The sequence below is a fragment of the Microbacterium sp. OR21 genome (assembly GCF_047306785.1).
Classification (GTDB): domain Bacteria; phylum Actinomycetota; class Actinomycetes; order Actinomycetales; family Microbacteriaceae; genus Microbacterium; species Microbacterium esteraromaticum_E.
In genome coordinates, this window is sequence record NZ_JAZEXJ010000004.1 from 101,793 (window position 1) to 119,878 (window position 18,086).

At 68.5% G+C, this 18,086-nt stretch carries 20 protein-coding genes; 12 read left to right on the forward strand and 8 right to left on the reverse strand.

The window, feature by feature from the left end; genetic code table 11:
* The first annotated feature begins 122 nt into the window (after nt 1–122).
* From sdhC to V2S04_RS13065, 8 genes are read left to right on the forward strand one after another with little or no spacing between them, the layout of a single operon-like run.
* Complete coding sequence (gene sdhC, locus V2S04_RS13030) at nt 123–557, forward strand: succinate dehydrogenase, cytochrome b556 subunit (protein ID WP_340088562.1); 435 nt, start codon at nt 123–125, stop codon at nt 555–557.
* Nucleotides 557–997: a succinate dehydrogenase hydrophobic membrane anchor subunit gene (locus V2S04_RS13035; protein WP_413638870.1), complete on the forward strand. Its 441-nt coding sequence runs from the start codon at nt 557–559 to the stop codon at nt 995–997. Before sdhC ends, V2S04_RS13035 begins: the two co-directional genes overlap by 1 nt.
* Nucleotides 998–1,014: 17 nt before the next feature.
* A complete protein-coding gene (sdhA, locus tag V2S04_RS13040) occupies nt 1,015–2,820 on the forward strand; it encodes a succinate dehydrogenase flavoprotein subunit (RefSeq protein ID WP_413638871.1) in 1,806 nt (601 codons plus the stop codon).
* A gap of 2 nt (nt 2,821–2,822) precedes the next feature.
* Nucleotides 2,823–3,590 (forward strand): succinate dehydrogenase iron-sulfur subunit, encoded by a 768-nt coding sequence (locus V2S04_RS13045; RefSeq protein WP_099195180.1) that lies wholly within the window; start codon nt 2,823–2,825, stop codon nt 3,588–3,590.
* Between the two features lie 14 nt (nt 3,591–3,604).
* On the forward strand, nt 3,605–4,591 hold the full coding sequence (locus V2S04_RS13050) for a YihY/virulence factor BrkB family protein (protein ID WP_340088559.1): 987 nt from the start codon (nt 3,605–3,607) through the stop codon (nt 4,589–4,591).
* A 10-nt stretch (nt 4,592–4,601) separates the two neighbouring features.
* Complete coding sequence (locus V2S04_RS13055; protein ID WP_413638872.1) at nt 4,602–5,495, forward strand: exodeoxyribonuclease III; 894 nt, start codon at nt 4,602–4,604, stop codon at nt 5,493–5,495.
* A gap of 36 nt (nt 5,496–5,531) precedes the next feature.
* Nucleotides 5,532–6,536: a tryptophan--tRNA ligase gene (trpS, locus tag V2S04_RS13060; RefSeq protein ID WP_413638873.1), complete on the forward strand. Its 1,005-nt coding sequence runs from the start codon at nt 5,532–5,534 to the stop codon at nt 6,534–6,536.
* Nucleotides 6,537–6,544: 8 nt separating this feature from the next.
* Entirely contained in the window at nt 6,545–7,054 is a 510-nt protein-coding gene (locus V2S04_RS13065; protein ID WP_413638874.1) for a hypothetical protein, read from the forward strand.
* An 8-nt stretch (nt 7,055–7,062) separates the two neighbouring features.
* Here V2S04_RS13065 and pth read toward each other — a convergent pair whose 3' ends face one another.
* Both pth and V2S04_RS13075 read right to left on the reverse strand, forming a co-directional pair.
* Entirely contained in the window at nt 7,063–7,641 is a 579-nt protein-coding gene (gene pth / locus V2S04_RS13070) for an aminoacyl-tRNA hydrolase (protein WP_413638875.1), read from the reverse strand.
* A 75-nt stretch (nt 7,642–7,716) separates the two neighbouring features.
* Nucleotides 7,717–8,334 carry a 50S ribosomal protein L25/general stress protein Ctc gene (locus V2S04_RS13075; protein ID WP_413638876.1) on the reverse strand — a complete coding sequence of 206 codons (618 nt, stop codon included), beginning with the start codon at nt 8,332–8,334 and terminating at the stop codon, nt 7,717–7,719.
* Nucleotides 8,335–8,546: 212 nt separating this feature from the next.
* Here V2S04_RS13075 and V2S04_RS13080 point away from each other — a divergent pair, with 212 nt between their 5' ends.
* Both V2S04_RS13080 and gndA read left to right on the forward strand, forming a co-directional pair.
* Nucleotides 8,547–8,672: a hypothetical protein gene (locus V2S04_RS13080; RefSeq protein ID WP_340088554.1), complete on the forward strand. Its 126-nt coding sequence runs from the start codon at nt 8,547–8,549 to the stop codon at nt 8,670–8,672.
* A gap of 91 nt (nt 8,673–8,763) precedes the next feature.
* Entirely contained in the window at nt 8,764–10,212 is a 1,449-nt protein-coding gene (gndA, locus tag V2S04_RS13085) for an NADP-dependent phosphogluconate dehydrogenase (RefSeq protein ID WP_413638877.1), read from the forward strand.
* 74 nt (nt 10,213–10,286) lie between these two features.
* Here the strand turns inward: gndA and manD are convergent, their stop codons facing one another.
* The 6 genes from manD to V2S04_RS13115 form a co-directional block, all read right to left on the reverse strand.
* Nucleotides 10,287–11,525, reverse strand: coding sequence for a D-mannonate dehydratase ManD (gene manD, locus V2S04_RS13090; RefSeq protein WP_413638878.1), 1,239 nt, complete (start codon nt 11,523–11,525; stop codon nt 10,287–10,289).
* A 22-nt stretch (nt 11,526–11,547) separates the two neighbouring features.
* The gene (dgoD, locus tag V2S04_RS13095) at nt 11,548–12,696 is read right to left on the reverse strand and encodes a galactonate dehydratase (RefSeq protein ID WP_413638879.1); all 1,149 of its coding nucleotides are present in this window, start codon (nt 12,694–12,696) and stop codon (nt 11,548–11,550) included.
* A complete protein-coding gene (locus tag V2S04_RS13100; RefSeq protein WP_413638880.1) occupies nt 12,693–13,220 on the reverse strand; it encodes a gluconokinase in 528 nt (175 codons plus the stop codon). Before V2S04_RS13100 ends, dgoD begins: the two co-directional genes overlap by 4 nt.
* A 2-nt stretch (nt 13,221–13,222) precedes the next feature.
* Nucleotides 13,223–14,104, reverse strand: a complete 882-nt coding sequence (locus V2S04_RS13105) for a carbohydrate ABC transporter permease (RefSeq protein ID WP_413638881.1) — start codon at nt 14,102–14,104, stop codon at nt 13,223–13,225.
* Nucleotides 14,101–15,027, reverse strand: a complete 927-nt coding sequence (locus V2S04_RS13110; RefSeq protein ID WP_340088551.1) for a sugar ABC transporter permease — start codon at nt 15,025–15,027, stop codon at nt 14,101–14,103. Before V2S04_RS13110 ends, V2S04_RS13105 begins: the two co-directional genes overlap by 4 nt.
* A 63-nt stretch (nt 15,028–15,090) precedes the next feature.
* Entirely contained in the window at nt 15,091–16,401 is a 1,311-nt protein-coding gene (locus tag V2S04_RS13115; RefSeq protein ID WP_413638882.1) for an ABC transporter substrate-binding protein, read from the reverse strand.
* Nucleotides 16,402–16,534: 133 nt separating this feature from the next.
* Here V2S04_RS13115 and V2S04_RS13120 point away from each other — a divergent pair, with 133 nt between their 5' ends.
* On the forward strand, nt 16,535–17,284 hold the full coding sequence (locus V2S04_RS13120; RefSeq protein WP_340088549.1) for a FadR/GntR family transcriptional regulator: 750 nt from the start codon (nt 16,535–16,537) through the stop codon (nt 17,282–17,284).
* A 73-nt stretch (nt 17,285–17,357) separates the two neighbouring features.
* On the forward strand, nt 17,358–18,086 hold the full coding sequence (locus tag V2S04_RS13125) for a response regulator transcription factor (RefSeq protein ID WP_099196315.1): 729 nt from the start codon (nt 17,358–17,360) through the stop codon (nt 18,084–18,086).

Genomic DNA, 18,086 nt, shown 5'->3' on the forward strand with positions numbered 1-18,086 from the left:
CAAACCTAGCCGGAATGATAAGGGTGCCCTTCGTCGCCCCCAGCCATCTGACAGGAATAGGATGGATGAGGTCGGGCCTGCCCGGATGCATGCGCGACGTCTCATCGATCAGGGAGGACGACGTGTCCACGAGCACACGCTTGACACCGTCGGTATCGGAGACCACATCCCGGTCTCCGCGCGGCACACTGTATCGGGGCCGCGAAGGCATGTGGTCGTGGGTGCTGCACCGCATCACCGGCGTCGCGATCTTCTTCTTCCTTCTGGTGCACGTCCTGGACACCTCGCTGATCCGCGTGTCGCCGGAGGCGTACGACGCGGTGATCGGCACGTACAAGAACCCGATCATGGCGATCGGCGAGGTGGTGCTCGTCGCCGGCATCGCGTTCCACGCGTTCAACGGCCTGCGCATCATCGTCGTCGACTTCTGGTCGAAGGGCGCGAAGTACCAGCGCCAGCTGTTCTGGATCGTGATCGGACTGTGGGCCGTGGTCATGGCGGGCTTCGTGCCGCGTCATCTCGCCCTCGCGTTCGCCGGCTTCGGAGGGGGCAACTGATGTCCGCGCAGACCATCGCGCCCGCCCGCCGCCAGCGCGGGATCAACCTCGAGAAGTGGGGCTGGCTGTTCATGCGCGGCTCCGGCGTGCTGCTCGTCGTGCTGATCTTCGGCCACCTGTTCGTCAACCTCATGGTCGGCGAGGGCATCCATGCCGTCGACTTCGGCTTCGTGGCCGGCAAGTACGCCACGCCGTTCTGGCAGTGGTGGGACGTGCTGATGCTCTGGCTGGCGCTGATCCACGGCTCCAACGGCATGCGCACGATCGTGAACGACTACGTCACCAACGAGAAGGTCCGCAAGCCCCTCGTCTGGGCGCTGGGCCTGGCGGCGGCGCTCCTCATCATCCTCGGCACCCTCGTGGTGTTCACGTTCGACCCCTGCGCGGGCGTCTTCGAAGACGGCGCGATGTGGGAGACCTGCCAGGCACTGGGCAAGTAAGCGAAGAAGGCAGATCATTGACTACGCAGACCTCTGACTCCGTCGTGCGCGACGGCGTGCACTACCACCAGTTCGACATCGTCATCGTCGGCGCGGGCGGCGCCGGCATGCGCGCGGCCATCGAGGCCGGTCCCGGCGCGAGGACGGCCGTCATCACCAAGCTCTACCCCACGCGCTCGCACACCGGTGCGGCGCAGGGCGGCATGGCGGCGGCCCTCGCGAACGTGGAGGACGACAACTGGGAGTGGCACACCTACGACACGGTCAAGGGCGGTGACTACCTCGTCGATCAGGACGCGGCGGAGATCCTCGCCAGGGAGGCCATCGACGCGGTCATCGACCTCGAGAACATGGGTCTGCCGTTCAACCGCACGCCGGACGGGAAGATCGACCAGCGGCGCTTCGGCGGTCACACCGCCGAGCACGGCAAGACCCCTGTGCGTCGCGCCTGCTATGCGGCCGACCGCACCGGGCACATGATCCTGCAGACGCTGTTCCAGAACTGCGTCAAGCTCGGCATCAACTTCTTCAACGAGTTCTACGTGCTCGACCTGATCACCGTCAAGGACGCCTCGGGCTCCACGCAGGTGGCAGGCGTGGTCGCGTACGACCTCGCCACCGGCGACCTGCACGTCTTCCAGTCCAAGGCCGTGATCTTCGCGACCGGCGGCTTCGGCAAGATCTTCAAGACCACCTCCAACGCGCACACGCTGACCGGCGACGGCGTCGGCATCGTCTGGCGCAAGGGGCTGCCGCTCGAGGACCTGGAGTTCTTCCAGTTCCACCCGACGGGCCTCGCCGGTCTCGGCATCCTGCTCACCGAGGGTGCCCGCGGTGAGGGCGCCATCCTGCGCAATGCCTCGGGTGAGCGCTTCATGGAGCGCTACGCCCCCACCATCAAGGACCTGGCCCCCCGCGACATCGTGGCGCGCAGCATGGTGCAGGAGGTGCTCGACGGCCGCGGCGCCGGCCCGCACAAGGACTACGTCCTGCTGGACTGCACGCACCTGGGGGCCGAGGTGCTCGAGACCAAGCTGCCCGACATCACCGAGTTCGCCCGCACCTACCTGGGCGTCGACCCGGTCGTCGAGCCGGTGCCGGTGATGCCCACCGCGCACTACGCGATGGGCGGCATCCCGACCAACAACGACGCCGAAGTGCTCGCCGACAACTCCACCGTCGTCCCGGGGCTGTACGCGGCCGGCGAGTGCGCCTGCGTGTCGGTGCACGGCTCGAACCGTCTCGGCACGAACTCGCTGCTCGACATCAACGTGTTCGGCAAGCGCGCCGGCCGCAACGCGGTCGAGTACGTCAAGACCGCCGATTTCGTGCCGCTGCCCGAGAACCCCGCCGGCTTCGTGCAGGACATGATCGAGGGTCTGCGCCGCAACCAGGGCACCGAGCGCATCGCCGTGCTGCGCAAGAAGCTGCAGGACGAGATGGACAAGGGCGCCCAGGTGTTCCGCACCGAGGAATCGCTGACCCACGTGCTCGGTGTCATCGAGGAGCTGCGCGAGCGGTACAAGAACGTCCACGTCGACGACAAGGGCAAGCGCTTCAACACCGACCTGCTCGAGGCCGTCGAGCTGGGCTTCCTGCTCGACATCGCCGAGGTCGTCGTCTACGCCGCCCGTAACCGCAAGGAGAGCCGTGGCGGTCACATGCGCGACGACTTCCCGAAGCGCGACGACGAGAACTACATGAAGCACACCATGGCCTACCTGGTGGGCGACGCGCACTCGTCCGACGCCTCCGACCACATCAAGCTGGACTGGAAGCCCGTGGTCGTCACGAACTACCAGCCCATGGAGAGGAAGTACTGATCATGTCCGATGTCGTAGAGGCACCCGCCGACGCCGCGAACGACTCGGGAGTGCAGTCCTTCCTGGTCACCTTCAACATCCGCCGCTTCGACCCGGAGGTCGACGAGGAGCCGCGCTGGGTCGACTACGACGTCGAGCTGTACGCGACCGACCGCGTGCTCGACGCCCTGCACAAGATCAAGTGGGAGGTCGACGGCTCGCTGTCGTTCCGCCGCTCGTGCGCGCACGGCATCTGCGGATCCGACGCGATGCGCATCAACGGCCGCAACCGCCTGGCCTGCAAGACGCTGATCAAGGACCTCGACATCTCGAAGCCGATCTACGTCGAGGCCATCAAGGGCCTGCCGCTCGAGAAGGACCTCATCGTCGACATGGAGCCCTTCTTCGCCTCGTACCGCGAGGTGCAGCCGTTCCTCATCGCGAACTCCGCCCCTGAGAAGGGCAAGGAGCGCGTGCAGTCGATCACCGACCGGGCGATCTTCGACGACACCACCAAGTGCATCCTGTGCGCCGCGTGCACCTCTTCGTGCCCGATCTTCTGGACGGACGGTCAGTACTTCGGCCCCGCCGCGATCGTGAACGCGCACCGCTTCATCTTCGACTCGCGCGACGACGCAGGCGACGTGCGTCTCGACATCCTCAACGACAAGGAGGGTGTGTGGCGCTGCCGCACGACCTTCAACTGCACCGAGGCGTGCCCGAGAGGCATCGAGGTGACCAAGGCGATCGCCGAGGTGAAGCAGGCCGTCCTGCGCGGCGGCGCCCGCTGAGCGCAGACAGCACCGTGCGCGCCCGACTGACCCGTTCAGCCGGGCGCGCTGCTGTGTGGGGCCGGCGTGCGGCTGCCCTGTTCCCGGTGCGGGTGTGGCGGCACTTCCTGCGCCGCAACGGCTTCCTGCTCTCGGCGGGGATGGCGTATCAGTCGCTGTTCGCTCTGTTCGCCCTGCTGTACGTCGCCTTCGCCGGCATCGGGGTGTGGGTGGGCGGCAGCGAGGTCGCGGTCGCCGCGATGATCCGGATCGTGAACGGCTACCTGCCGGGATTCATCAGCCCGGACGGCCTGGTCACCCCGGACGCCGTGCGCGAGGTCGCCGCGTCGGCGACGGGCGCGTTCACCGTCACGGGCGCCATCGCCGTGGCGGTCGTGCTGTGGACCGCGGTCGGCGCGGTGACCTTCACGCGCCGTGCGGTGCGCGGCATCTTCGGCCTGCCGTTCGACTCCCGCAGCTACGTGCTTCTGAAGCTGCGCGACGGCGTCGCGGCGCTCGCGTTCGGACTCAGTCTGCTCCTCGGCGCAGCCCTCAGCATCGGCGGGGTCTGGGCGCTGCGCACCCTGTTCGACATGCTCGGCCGCGACGTGCCCAGCACGATGCTGACGACGCTCGTCTCGACCTCCTCGGTGCTCGTCATGGTCGTGATCGATGTCGCCGCGATCGCCGCACTCGTGCGGTTCCTCACCGGCACGATGATCCGCTGGCGGCGCATCCTCCCCGGCGCGGCGCTCGGCGGAGCCGCCGTCGCCGTGCTGCAGCTGGGCGCCGGGCTGCTTCTCGCGCACACGCCGGGCAACCCGCTGCTGGCGACGTTCGCGGTCATGGTCGGTCTGCTGCTGTGGTGCCGGATCATCGCCGCCGTGATCCTGCTGGCGGCGGCGTGGATCGCCCTCAGCGCCGACGACAGCGACGAGCCGCTGCGTGATCGGGATGCCCGGCCGCGGCCGGTGTCGGATGCCCGAACGCGGCCACGGCGGGATGTCCGAGCCCGTCGTTAGGCTGGACATCATGCCCCATCTGCGTATCGCCACTGTCAACGTCAACGGGATCCGCGCCGCGGTGCGCAACGGCATGCGCACCTGGCTCGACGCCGCCGATGTCGACATCCTCACGCTGCAGGAGGTGCGGGGTCAGGACGAGCACCTGCTCGAGGCGTTCCCCGAGTGGTCGATGCTGCACGACCCGGCCACGGCGAAGGGCCGCGCCGGGGTCGCGGTGCTCAGCCGCACGCCCGCGCTCGCCTCGCGCACCGCGCTCGGCGCCGACGACTTCGACTCGGCGGGCCGATGGCTCGAGGCGGATTTCGAGATCGGCGGGATGCCGCTCACGGTCGTCAGCGCCTACGTGCACTCCGGAGAGGCCGACACTCCCAAGCAGGAGGAGAAGTGGAAGTTCCTCGACGCGATGACGACGCGGATGGCGCAGCTCGGCGCGGATGACGCGCACGCGCTCGTCACCGGCGATCTGAACGTCGGGCACCGCCCGTCCGACATCCTGAACTGGAAGGGCAACGTCCGCAAGTCCGGGTTCCTCGCCCGCGAGCGCGCGTACTTCGATCGATTCCTCGGCACGGCGGGCGAGAGCGTCGTCGGCCAGGAGGGCGTCGGCCGCGGCATGGTGGGCGAGCTGAGCGACACGCGCGCCTACGCCGCCGAGGGCGGAGGGCGCGGCCTCGGCTGGATCGACGTGGGGCGAGCGCACCACGGTGACGTGCCGGGACCGTACACCTGGTGGTCGATGCGCGGAAAGGCGTTCGACAACGACAGCGGCTGGCGGATCGACTACCACCTGGCGACCCCCGCGCTGGCGGCCCGCGCGTCGGGGTACACCGTGGCGCGAGCGGCGACCTACGCCGAGCGGTGGAGCGATCACGCTCCGGTGGTCGTCGACTACGCGCACTGATCCGTCGCGCCGCCCGCGCGCCCATAGGATTGATCCGTGACGAAACCACGCCTCTACTCCGGAATGCAGCCCTCAGCCGACTCCCTCCAGGCCGGCAACTACATCGGGGCGCTCCTGCAGTGGCGTGAGATGCAGAGCTCCTACGACGCGTTCTTCTCGGTCGTCGACCTGCATGCGATCACCGTGCCGCAGAACCCGGACGAGCTGCGCGAGAAGACGCGCCGCACCGCGGCGCAGTACATCGCGGCCGGGATCGAGCCGTCGAAGTCGACCCTGTACGTGCAGTCGCACGTGCGCGCGCACGCCGAGCTCGCCTGGATCCTCAGCACGATCACCGGCTTCGGCGAGGCCGGGCGCATGACCCAGTTCAAGGACAAGTCGCAGCGCTACGGACAGGACTCCACCTCGGTGGGCCTGTTCACCTACCCGGTGCTGATGGCCGCCGACATCCTGCTCTATCAGAGCGAGCTGGTGCCCGTCGGCGACGACCAGAAGCAGCACGTCGAGCTCACCCGCGACCTGGCCGAGCGGTTCAACAGCCGGTTCGGCACGGCGTTCACGGTGCCCACGCCGGTGATCCAGAAGGACACCGCACGCATCTACGACCTGCAGAACCCCACGGCGAAGATGTCGAAGTCGGCCGAGAGCGACGCCGGTGTGCTGTGGCTGCTCGACGATCCCGCGAAGTCGGCGAAGAAGATCATGCGCGCGGTGACCGACAACGAGGGGACGGTGCGCTTCGATCGCGAGAGCAAGCCCGGCGTGTCGAACCTGCTCACCATCTACGCCGCCCTCACCGGCCGCCAGGTCGGCTCGATCGAGGACGAGTACGCGGGTCGCGGCTACGGCGACTTCAAGAAGGGCCTGGCCGAGGTCGTCGTGAACGAGTTCGGTCCCGTGCGCGAGCGCGCGAACGCCCTCCTCGACGACCCGGCCGAGCTCGACCGCCTGCTGGCCGTGAACGCCGCGAAGGCCGATGAGGTCGCTGATGCCACTCTCGCCGACGTGTACGACCGCGTCGGCCTGCTGCGGCGCGTCTGAGGAGCGACATGTCGGACTCGTTCGTGCCCCCGGTGCCGCCCGCGCCGCAGGCTCCGCCGCCGGGCGCATACCGCGTTCCGGTGGGCGGCTACCAGGCGCCTGTGGGCGGCTATGCCGCCCCGCCGCCCGTTGCGCCGTCACGGGCGCTGGGGGCGACCGGGCTGGTCGCCGCGCTGATCGCCGCGGTCGTCTCGCCGGTCGTCGCCGCGGTGCTGGCGCTGCGGATCGGGCTCGCGGTCTCGGTGGACGATCTGATCAGCGACGGCAGCGGCTTCGTGATCGCCGCCCTCTCCCCCGCGCGCATCGAGACGCTGTGGGCGGAGATCATGTTCTGGCTGGGTACGGTGCTGGGCATCGGCGCGATCGTCGTCGGGATCATCGCCGTCGCGCGGCGGCGCGGCCGCGGCATGGGCATCGCCGCGATCGTGATCGCGGCGCTCGGCCCCGGGGTCTTCTTCCTCGCCGTGACGCTCGCGTACGGCATCGGCAACGGGATCGCGTTCGACCCGATCGTCTGAGCGCCGGCTCAGCGCGAGTGATGGCGCTGCTGCGCGGCGAGCAGCCCCTCGTCGACGAGCTGCTCCACGGCATCCGCGACATCCGAGATGAAGATGGGGAGCGTCTTCAGCTCGACCGACCCGAAGGGCGCGAGCACCCAGTCCGCCGGATCCTGGCGGCCGGGGGGCCGCCCGATGCCGGCCCGCACGCGCAGGAAGTCGGCCGTGGTGAGGGTGCGCGCGATATCGCGCACCCCGTTGTGCCCGCCGTGACCGCCGCCGATCTTCATGCGGATGCTGTCGAACGGGATGTCGAGCTCGTCGTGCACGACCACGACGTTCTCGGGTGCCACCGAGTAGAACCGTGCGAGGGCCGCGACGGGCGTGCCGGAGGTGTTCATGTACGAGTTGGGCTTGGCCAGCACGATGCGATCGCCGCCGGGCCGCAGCCGGGTCTCGACGACGCGCGCGCCCGCCTTGTGCTCCCGGAACCGCTCGCCGCGGCGATCGGCCAGCTCGTCGACGACCATCTGCCCGATGTTGTGGCGGGTCGCCGCGTAGCGGGGGCCGGGGTTGCCGAGGCCGACGATCAGCCAGGTGGTGGTCATGCGCGTTCCTCTCGAGCGGATATGACGGAGGGGACGCGATCAGCTCGCGCCCCCTCCGTCAGGATCGTCAGCGGATCACTCCGCGGCGGTCTCCTCGGCCGGAGCCTCAGCGGTCTCCTCGGCGGGAGCCTCAGCGGTCTCGTCCTCGACCGGAGCAGCCGGGACGGAGATCGCGACCACGAGGGTCTCCGGGTCGGCGACGAGGGTGACGCCCTTGGGCAGCTTCACGTCGGCGGCGGTGATGTGCGCGCCCTCCTCGAGTCCCTCGACCGAGACCTCGACGTTCTCGGGGATGTGGGTCGCCTCGGCCTCGACCGCGAGGGTCGCGGCGTCGAGGGTCGCGATGGTGCCCGAGAACGACTCGCCGGTCACGACGACGGGCAGGTCGATGGCGACCTTCTCGCCCTTCTTCACGACCAGGAGGTCGATGTGCTCGATGATCTGGTGCACCGGGTCCTTCTGCACGTCCTTGACGAGGGCGAGCTGCGAGGTGCCGTCGATGTCGAGGTCGAGCAGCGCGTTCGCGCGGCGGATGATGAGCGACACCTGGTGACCGGGCAGGGCGACGTGCACCGGGTCGGTGCCGTGGCCGTAGATGACGGCGGGGATCTTGCCGGCTGCGCGCAGACGACGGGCGAAGCCCTTGCCGAAGCTCGTGCGGGTCTCGGCGACGACCTTGTTCTCGTCAGACATGTTGTTCTCCTTCAGGCACGCGGGACGGGGCCGCGCGATGGTCATGGTCTCGGCACCTCGGACGCGGACACGAGGAGGCGAGACGCTGTGCGGCTGAAGGATCAGCCGACCACCGGGCTCACGTCACCGCGTCGATAACGGATGCACGCACGGGCGCGCTCCCTCGCCGAGGAACTCCTCCATGGTACCCGAAAGCTCGATAGGCTGTGGGCATGCTCGATGCCGCCTTCCTCTCCCACGTCGTCCTCTGGATCATCGGCGCCATCGCCGTCTGCGGCGTCGTGTCGTCGTTCGCCGCGATGTTCTCGATGGGTCGCTCGGGCTACCGCGAGGACTGACCGCGCGCAGGCGGTGCACTGACACGAGGGAATCGCGACCCTCGCGTCGGCGATACCCTGGGATCACCCCTTCACCATCGAGGAGATCCCTGTGCCCACAGCCGCTGCCAACATCGGAGTCGTCGGACTCGCCGTCATGGGTTCGAACCTGGCCCGCAACCTCGCCAGCCGCGAGGGGAACACAGTGGCGGTGCTCAACCGCTCCCGCGCGAAGACCGACGAGCTGGTCTCGCTGCACCCCGAGGCGGGCTTCGTGCCCACCTTCTCTTACGAGGAGTTCGCCGCGTCGCTGCAGAAGCCGCGCACCGCGATCATCATGGTCAAGGCGGGCCTGGGCACCGACGCGGTCATCGACGAGCTCGTGCGCGTGTTCGAGCCGGGCGACATCATCGTCGACGGCGGCAACGCCTACTTCCCCGACACGATCCGTCGCGAGCAGGCTGTGCGCGAGACCGGCATCAACTTCGTCGGCGCCGGCATCTCCGGCGGCGAGGAGGGCGCGCTGAACGGCCCGAGCATCATGCCCGGCGGCTCGGACGAGTCGTGGGTCACGCTCGGTCCGATCCTGGAGTCGATCGCCGCGGTCGCCGAAGGCGAGCCCTGCGTCACGCACGTCGGCCACGGCGGCGCCGGGCACTTCGTGAAGATGGTGCACAACGGCATCGAGTACGCCGACATGCAGCTCATCGCCGAGGCCTACGACCTCATCCGCCGGGGCACCGGCAGGACCCCGGCCGAGATCGCCGATATCTTCGCCGAGTGGAACACCGGCGAGCTCGAGTCGTACCTCATCGAGATCACCGCCGAGGTGCTGCGCCAGATCGACGCCGAGACCGGCAAGCCGCTGGTCGACGTGATCGTCGACCAGGCGGGCGCCAAGGGCACCGGCGCGTGGACGGTGCAGACCGCGCTCGCGCTCGGCGTGCCCGTCTCCGGCATCGCCGAGGCGACCTTCGCCCGCTCGCTGTCATCGAACCCCGAGCAGCGCGCCGTCGCCGCGCACCTGCCGGGCCCCGAGGGGGACTTCGTCGTCGACGACGCCGAGGCCTTCATCGAGGACGTGCGCCTGGCGCTGTACGCATCGAAGATCGTCGCCTACTCGCAGGGCTTCGACGAGATCCGCGCCGGTGCCGCCGAGTACGGCTGGAGCATCGACCTCGGCGCCGTGTCGAAGATCTGGCGCGCGGGCTGCATCATCCGCGCGCAGTTCCTCAACCGCATCGCCGAGGCCTACGCCGGCGAGCCCGACCTGCCGGCCCTGCTCACCGCGCCCTACTTCGCCGAGGCGCTCTCCCGCGGCCAGGCCGCGTGGCGCCGCGTCGTCATCGCGGCGGCCCAGGCGGGCATCCCGGCCCCGGCGTTCTCGTCGTCGCTGTCGTACTACGACGGCATCCGCGCCGAGCGTCTGCCGGCCGCACTGGTGCAGGGTCAGCGCGACTTCTTCGGCGCGCACACCTACCGTCGCATCGATAAGGACGGCACGTTCCACACGCTGTGGTCGGGCGACCGCACCGAGATCCCCGCGGTCGACACGCACTGAGCGGGTAAGCACCGAAACGAAGAAGGACCGCGGCTCGCCGCGGTCCTTCTCCGTTCAACGGGCTTGCGTCCGCCTCACCAGTCGTGAACCGTGCCATCGGCGAGGCGGTTGTACGGCAGGTAGGCCTGCTGGTACGGGTACTTCCCCGCCTCGTCGACGTCGAGCTCGACCCCGAGACCCGGCGCGTCGCCCGGGTGCAGCGAGCCGCCCTGCCAGGTGAACGACTGGTGGAACACCGCGTCGGTGCGCGCGCCGTGCTGCATGTACTCCTGGATGCCGAAGTTGTGGATGCTCAGCCCCAGGTGCATGGCGGCCGCCATGCCGACGGGCGAGATGTCGGTCGGACCGTGCATCCCCGAGCGGATCTGGTAATGCGCGGCGTAGTCGAGCACCCGCCGCAGATGGCTGATGCCGCCGGTGTGCGTGACAGCGCTGCGCACGTAGTCGATCAGCTGCTCGCGGATGATCTGCTGGTAGTCCCAGACGGTGTTGAAGATCTCCCCGATCGCCAGCGGAGTGGTGGTGTGCTGCCGCACGAGCCGCAGCGCCTCCTGGTTCTCGGCCGGGGTGCAGTCCTCGAGCCAGAACAGGTCGTACGGCTCGAGCGACTTGCCCAGCTGGGCTGCCTGGATCGGCGTCATCCGGTGGTGTCCGTCGTGCAGCAGCGGCAGCTCCGGGCCGAACTCGTTGCGCACGGCTTCGAACACGGTGGGCACGTGGCGCAGATAGCTGCGGGTGTCCCAGTCCTCCTCCGACGGGTACGCGCCGCGCTGGGCGGGCTCGTGGTCGTAGCGCCGGCCAGCGTTCGCCTCGAAGGTGGCGTTGGAGGCGATGCCGTAGATCGACTTCAGCCCCGGGACGCCGGTCTGGATCCGGATCGCGCGGTAGCCCTGCTCGAGGTGACTGCGGACGCTGTCGAACAGCTCCGGCAGGGACTTGCCGGAGGCGTGCCCGTAGGCGAGCAGGCCGGTGCGGCTGGCGCCGCCGAGCAGCTGGTACAGCGGCATCCCGGCGGCCTTGGCCTTGATGTCCCACAGCGCGACGTCGACGGCGGCGATGGCCGCCATCGTGACGGGGCCGCGGCGCCAGTACGCGGAACGGTACAGGAACTGCCAGGTGTCCTCGATGCGGTGCGCATCGCGGCCGATCAGCAGCGGCACGACGTGCTCTGCCAGGTACGACACCACCGCCAGCTCGCGGCCGTTCAGGGTCGCGTCGCCCAGACCGGTCAGTCCGTCGTCGGTGGTGAGCTTGAGCGTGACGAAGTTGCGATCGGGGCTGGTGACGATCACCTCGGCCTTGTCGATGATCACTGCGGGATGTCCTTTCTGTCGTTCACCACTCCGCCGCCGATCCGTCCGGATGACGCCAGAGGGGGTTCTGCCACGGCTGCCACCGGGATGCCGCGTCGCGGACGGCCGCCTCGTCGACCTGGATGCCCAGACCGGGCGCGGTGAGCCGCTCGAAGCAGCCGTCGACGAAGCGCAGTGGCTCGGTGTCGACGACGTAGTCGAGGACCTCGGCGCCCTGGTTGTAGTGGATGCCGATCGACTGCTCCTGGATGAGGTGGTTGGGCGAGGCGAACGCCACCTGCAGGCATGACGCCAGCGCGATCGGGCCGAGGGGGCAGTGCGGGGCGATCATGGCGTCGAACGCCTCCGCCATCGAGGCGATCCGTCTGACCTCGGAGATGCCGCCCGCGTGCGACAGGTCCGGCTGCAGGATGGCGACGCCGGCCTGCAGCGCCGGGATGAACTCCTGCCGGGAGTACAGCCGCTCCCCCGTCGCGATCGGGATGCTCGTCGAGTCGACGATCCGCTCGATCATGTGCGTGTTCTCGGGCACGACCGGCTCTTCGAGGAAGAACGGGTGCAGCGGCTCGAGCAGAGGGGCGAGTCGGCGCGCCGTCGCGATCGTGAACCGTCCGTGCAGGTCGACCGCGACGTCGCGGTCACTGCCGAGCACCTCGCGGGCGCTGGCGACCCGGGCCACGACGCGGTCCAGCTCGGCGACCGAGCCGTTGCGGCTCATGCGCCCTGAGGCGTTCATCTTCACGGCGGTCAGGCCCACCGCCAGCTGGTCGGAGATGTGGTCGGCGACTTCGTTCGGGTCGTCGCCGCCGACCCAGCCGTAGGCGCGGATGCGCTCGCGCACCGCGCCGCCCAGCAGGTCGTGTACGGGCACTCCCAGGCGCTTGCCCTTGATGTCCCACAGCGCCTGGTCGATGCCGGCGACGGCGCTGGCGAGCACCGCGCCGCCCCGGTAGAACTGGCCCTTGGTGAGCACCTGCCAATGGTCTTCGATGCGGTCGGGGTCCTTGCCGATGAGGTACACGGCGAACTGCTCGACGGCGGCTGCCACGACATCGGCGTAGCCCTCCAGCGACCCCTCGCCCCAGCCCACCAGCCCGTCGTCGGTCTCGATGCGCACGAACAGCCAGCGTGGTGCCACCGGCAGGGCCTCCACCCGCGCGATGCCGCTCATGTCGCCTCCCTCGCGCCGGCCAGGTAGTCGGCGAGGATCTCGTCGACGACCTCCTCCGGACTGTTCTCGACGCTCACCCGGATGCCCCGTTCATCCGCTTCGAGCGGTTCGAGGGTGTCGTACTGCGACTGCAGCAGGGTCACCGGCATGTACTCGTGGCTGCGCGCCGCGATGCGCGCCGCGATCAGCTCGATCGGGCCCCACGGCTCGACGATGTACAGCGCAGGTGCATGTGCGCGAAGCGTGTCGCGGTAGCTCCGCTTCAGCGCGGAGCAGGCCACCACGACACCCCCGGACTCGGCGTGCTGCGCGATGGTGTCACCGACCCGGCGCAGCCACGGTTCGCGGTCCTCGTCGTCGAGCGGGGTGCCGGCGGCCATGAGCGCGACGTTGCGGGCGGGGTGCAGGCTGTCGCCGTCGATGAACGGCACGCCGAGCCGGGTCGCGAGCATGCGCCCCGTGGTGGTCTTGCCGATGCCCTGCACGCCCATGACGACGATGGCGACTGGCGGTCTGTGCGACATGGTCATCCCTTCGTGGCGCCGGCGGTCAGACCGGAGACGATGTAGCGCTGGGTGAACAGGGCGATCAGCATGATCGGAGTCGTCACGACGACGGATGCCGCCATCAGCGCGCCCCAGTCGATCGACGCGTACCCGATGAAGTCGAAGATCGCCACGGGGAGGGTCTTCGTGGACTGCCCCGCCAGCACCAGCGCGAACATGAAGTTGTTCCACGAGAAGATGAACGACAGGATCGTCGCGGTCGCGATACCGGGCACCGACAGCGGCAGCGTGATCCGGTAGAACGCCCCGATCGCGGTGAGGCCGTCGACCTGTGCGGACTCCTCGAGCTCCTCGGGCAGCTGGTCGAAGAACGACATCATGATGTAGAGGATCAGCGGAAGCGACACGAACATGTGCGACAGGATCAGCGGCAGGTAGCCGCCCGTCATCTTCAGCTGCGCGAAGATGAAGTACCACGGCACCAGCAGGCTCACTCCGGGGATGATGCGCGCCAGCAGCACGATCATCGCCGAGCGGTTCATCAGGAAGCGGCTCATCGCGTAGGCCGCCGGGACGGCCAGCACCAGCGAGAGCGCCGTCGCCATGAACGCGACGAAGAACGAGTTCCAGATGTAGACGAGGTAGTTGCCGCGGCTGGGGTCGAAGACCGTGCCGTAGTTCTCCAGCGTCGGGTCGAAGATGAACGCCTGGCCGGCGTCGTAGATCTGCACGTTGAGCTTGAAGCTCGCCAGCACCATCCAGACGATGGGACCGAGGAAGGCGAGCACGATCAGCGCGAGGCCGATGAAGCGGCCCACGGAGCCCCAGCGGAACCGGCGGCGCCGGAGCAGAGGGGCGGGACCGGGAGCGATCAGCGCGCGGGTCTGGGTGGCGGAGGTCATGACTCCCTGCCCTTTCTCTGCATCTGCAGCACCCAGATGACAGCGAGGATGATGAGGAAGAAGAGGATCAGCACCGCCGAGGCGAGACCGTACTCGTTGTAGTCGAAGCTCAGTCCGTAGGCGTAGACGTTGAGCGTCTCGACGTCGTGCGACGACCCGCCGCCCTTGCCCTTGGTGGCGTAGAGGATGTCGAAGGTCTTCAGCGCGTCGATGCCGCGCAGCAGCACCGCGGCGACGATGACCGGTCGCATCAGCGGCACGGTGACGAACCAGAAGCGCTGCCAGCCGTTGGCGCCGTCCACGCGCGCAGCCTCCTGCGTCTCCTCCGGCAGCCCGGTGAGACCGGCGAGGAGGATGAGCGCGACCATGGGCGTCCACTGCCAGACGTCGACGAAGATCAGCGTCGACAGCGACGTCGCCGGGTCCGCCAGCCAGGGCTGGGCGGGGATGCCCACCCACGAGAGCATCTCGTTGATGAAGCCGATGTTCGGCTCGAAGAGCAGCCGCCACATCATGCCGACGGCCACCGGTGTCGCGACCAGGGGCAGCAGCACGATCGTGCGCACGACGCCCTGACCGCGGAACGGCTTCCACAGCAGCAGGGCGATGATCATGCCGAGGATCAGCTCGAAGAACAGGGCTCCGGCGGTGAAGTAGGCCGTTCGGCCCACGGAGGGCCAGAAGCGCTCGGTGTCGGTCAGCGCCGTCGCGTAGTTCTCGAAGCCGATGAAGTCGAAGTCACGGCGCACCGAGCGCTTGGAGTCGGTGAAGCCGAGGTAGATGGTCCAGCCCAGCGGGATCGCGAGCATCAGCAGGGTGAACACCATCGAGGGGCCGGCGAGGACCCACTTGCGGTGCCGGTCGGCCCAGCGGCTGAAGCGCTCGCGGGCACCGATCTCCGGTGCGGTCGGGGATGCTGTCATGATGCGTCCAAGGTTCGGTCCGCACCGCCCCCGTGCGAACGGGGACGGTGCGGAGTCGGATCGTTACTGGGCGTCTTCGACGAGGAAGTCGTCGAACGCCTTGTCGGCGGCATCCACGGCCGCATCGACGTCGTCGCCGGCGATGGAGGCGACGATCGGCTCTCCGACGATCTCGCGAGCCTGCGCGACCTGGATCACCAGCGGACGGTCCTGACCGACGCCGTTCTCGGCGTTGATCTTGATCGCCTCGATCAGCTCGTCGGGGTATTCGGCGGTCGCCTCAGCGTTCTCCCACACCGAGGTGCGTGAGCCGGAGACGCCGGCCTTGGACAGCTCGAGCATGGTGTCCTTGGAGGTGGCCCACTCGATGAACTGCCAGGCGGCGTCCTTCTTCTCGGTCGCGTCGTTGATCGCGAGGCCCCAGGAGGCGATGTTGTACGGCTTGGCGCCGGCCTCACCGGCCGGGAACGCCGCGAATCCGACGTTGTCCGCCACCGTCGACTGCGTCGGATCGGTCATGTTCTTGTACAGGCTGTCGGCGTCGGCGATGAACGCGGCCTTGCCCTGCTGGAACACGGCGAACGCCTCCGGCCAGCTCATCTCGGGGTTGATCGTGGCGTTCGTGTGCGTGCGGATCAGATCGCCGTAGTACTTGTACGCCGCGCGTGCCTCGTCGCTGCCGATGGCCGACTTGTCGTCGTCGGTGATCCACTGTCCGCCGAAGCTGTACAGGAAGGCGCTGAACTGAGTCACCGCCGCCGACTTGCCCGTGCGGCCGATGTAGCCCGCGACGTCGGGGTTCTGCTCGTGGATCGCGGCGGCCGCGGCATCGAGCTCCTCGAGCGTGGTCGGCACCTCGAGCCCCGCCTTCTCGAGCAGGTCCTTGCGGTAGTAGAGCACGGTGCGCTCGGTGATGATCGGCACGCCGACGATCTCGTCGTCGTACGTGGTCAGCTCCGCCGGGCCCTTCTGGAAGTCCGACCAGTCCCATTCCTCGTCGCCCTTGGCCAGGTCGGTGAGATCGGCGAGATAGCCGTTGTCCGCGAAGAGCTTGCCCTCCTGCAGGGGGCGGTACATCATCACGTCGATCTCGTCGGTGCCCGCGTTGAGCTTGACGTTGTACTGGTCGGAGAGCTGATCCTCGGCCAGCTGCGTGATCTCGACCTTCGCGCCGGTCTCCTTCTCGAACTCCGGGATGAGCTCCTTGATGCTCTCGGTCCAGACGTGGTTGGCGAGGGTGACCCTGATGGTCTGCCCGTCGATGCCGGCGTCCGGGTCGACCTCCGCGGAGGAGCTGCAGCTGGCCAGCGCTCCTGCCACGATCACGATGCTTGCCGCCGCGATGATGCGAACGGGCTTGGATACGTACTTCACTGTGACTCCATCCTGTGCCGCGCTCCCTCGCTGCGGCGACGTCCCGATGCAGACTTTCATCTGCCCTGTCGACACGATAACTCGTAAAAGTATGACAATTCAACTGTCGTTGCACAAAAGATATGCTCATGAGATGCAGATACCGCTGACCCCGCCGCATGTGCCGCTCGCCGTGTCGGGCGACCTGCGCAACATGGTGCTCGACACGCTCGGCAGGGAGATCTGCTCGGGAGCGATCGGACCGGACTCCACCTTCACCACGGAGTCCGTCGAAGACCGCTTCCAGGTGTCGCGTCCGGTCGTGCGAGAGGCGCTGCGCGCCCTCGAGGCCCTCGGCCTGGTGGTCTCCAAGCGACGCGTCGGCGTGCGCGTGCAGCCGCTGACGCAGTGGAACGTGTACGACCTGCAGGTGATCCGCTGGCGACTCGCCGGCCCCAGCCGAGTCGCGCAGCTGCGCTCGCTCACCGAGCTGCGCGGCGCGATCGAACCCGCCGCCGCCCGCCTGGCCGCCATGCGCGCGCCCCTGAACCAGGCCAGCGAGCTGGTGGGGCTCGCCGGCCGTCTCTGGGCGGCCGGCCGGGAGGGAGACACCGAGCGGTTCCTGCAGCTCGACCGCGAGTTCCACGCCCTGGTCCTCGAGATGAGCGGCAACGAGATGTTCGCTCAGCTGCACCACCTCGTCGACGAGGTCCTCTCCGGCCGCACGCACTACGGTCTCATGCCCCAGTACCCCGCTCACGAGGCGCTGCAGATGCACGTCGACATCGCGACGGCCATCCAGGCCGGCAACGCCGACAAGGCGGCCGCGGCGATGATCGCCATCATGGAGCGCACCATGAACGAGATGCGCTCCATCTGGGAGCAGCAGTCCGCGGAGCTCTGACGGCGACCAGGAGTTCAGTGTCCTCATAGCGAAACCTATGGGTTCTCGATGAAACACCGGTGACAATGGTGCCATGAGCACCGAGCATCCCGACCTGCGTCGCCCCGACGGAACCCCACTGCGCATCCTCGCGGTCGACGACGAGCCGATGCTCACCGACTTGCTCGCCATGGCGCTGCGCATGGAGGGCTGGGAGGTGCGCACGGCGGCCTCGGGGCTCGAGGCGCTGCAGGTCGCCCGCGACTTCGAGCCCGACGCGCTCGTGCTCGATGTGATGATGCCCGATCTCGACGGCATGAGCGTGTTGCGGCGGCTGCGCGAGTCGGGCAACCTCGTGCCCGTCGTCTTCCTCACCGCGAAGGACGCCGTCGCAGACCGCATCGCCGGCCTCACCGCGGGTGGCGACGATTACGTGACAAAGCCGTTCAGCCTCGAGGAGGTCATCGCCCGGCTGCGCGCGGTGATCCGCCGCTCCGGACAGGTGCAGACCGATGACGAGCAGTCCATCCTCCGCGTCGCCGACCTCTCGCTCAACGAGGACAGCCACGAGGTGGTGCGCGGCGACGACGAGATCGAACTCACCGCGACCGAGTTCGAGCTGCTGCGCTTCCTCATGCGCAACGAGCGCCGTGTGCTGTCGAAGGCGCAGATTCTCGACCGGGTGTGGAGCTACGACTTCGGTGGCAAGTCGTCTGTGGTCGAGCTCTACATCTCGTATCTGCGCAAGAAGATCGACGCCGGTCGCACGCCCCTGCTGCACACCGTTCGCGGCGTCGGCTACATGATCAAGTCGCCGCAGTAG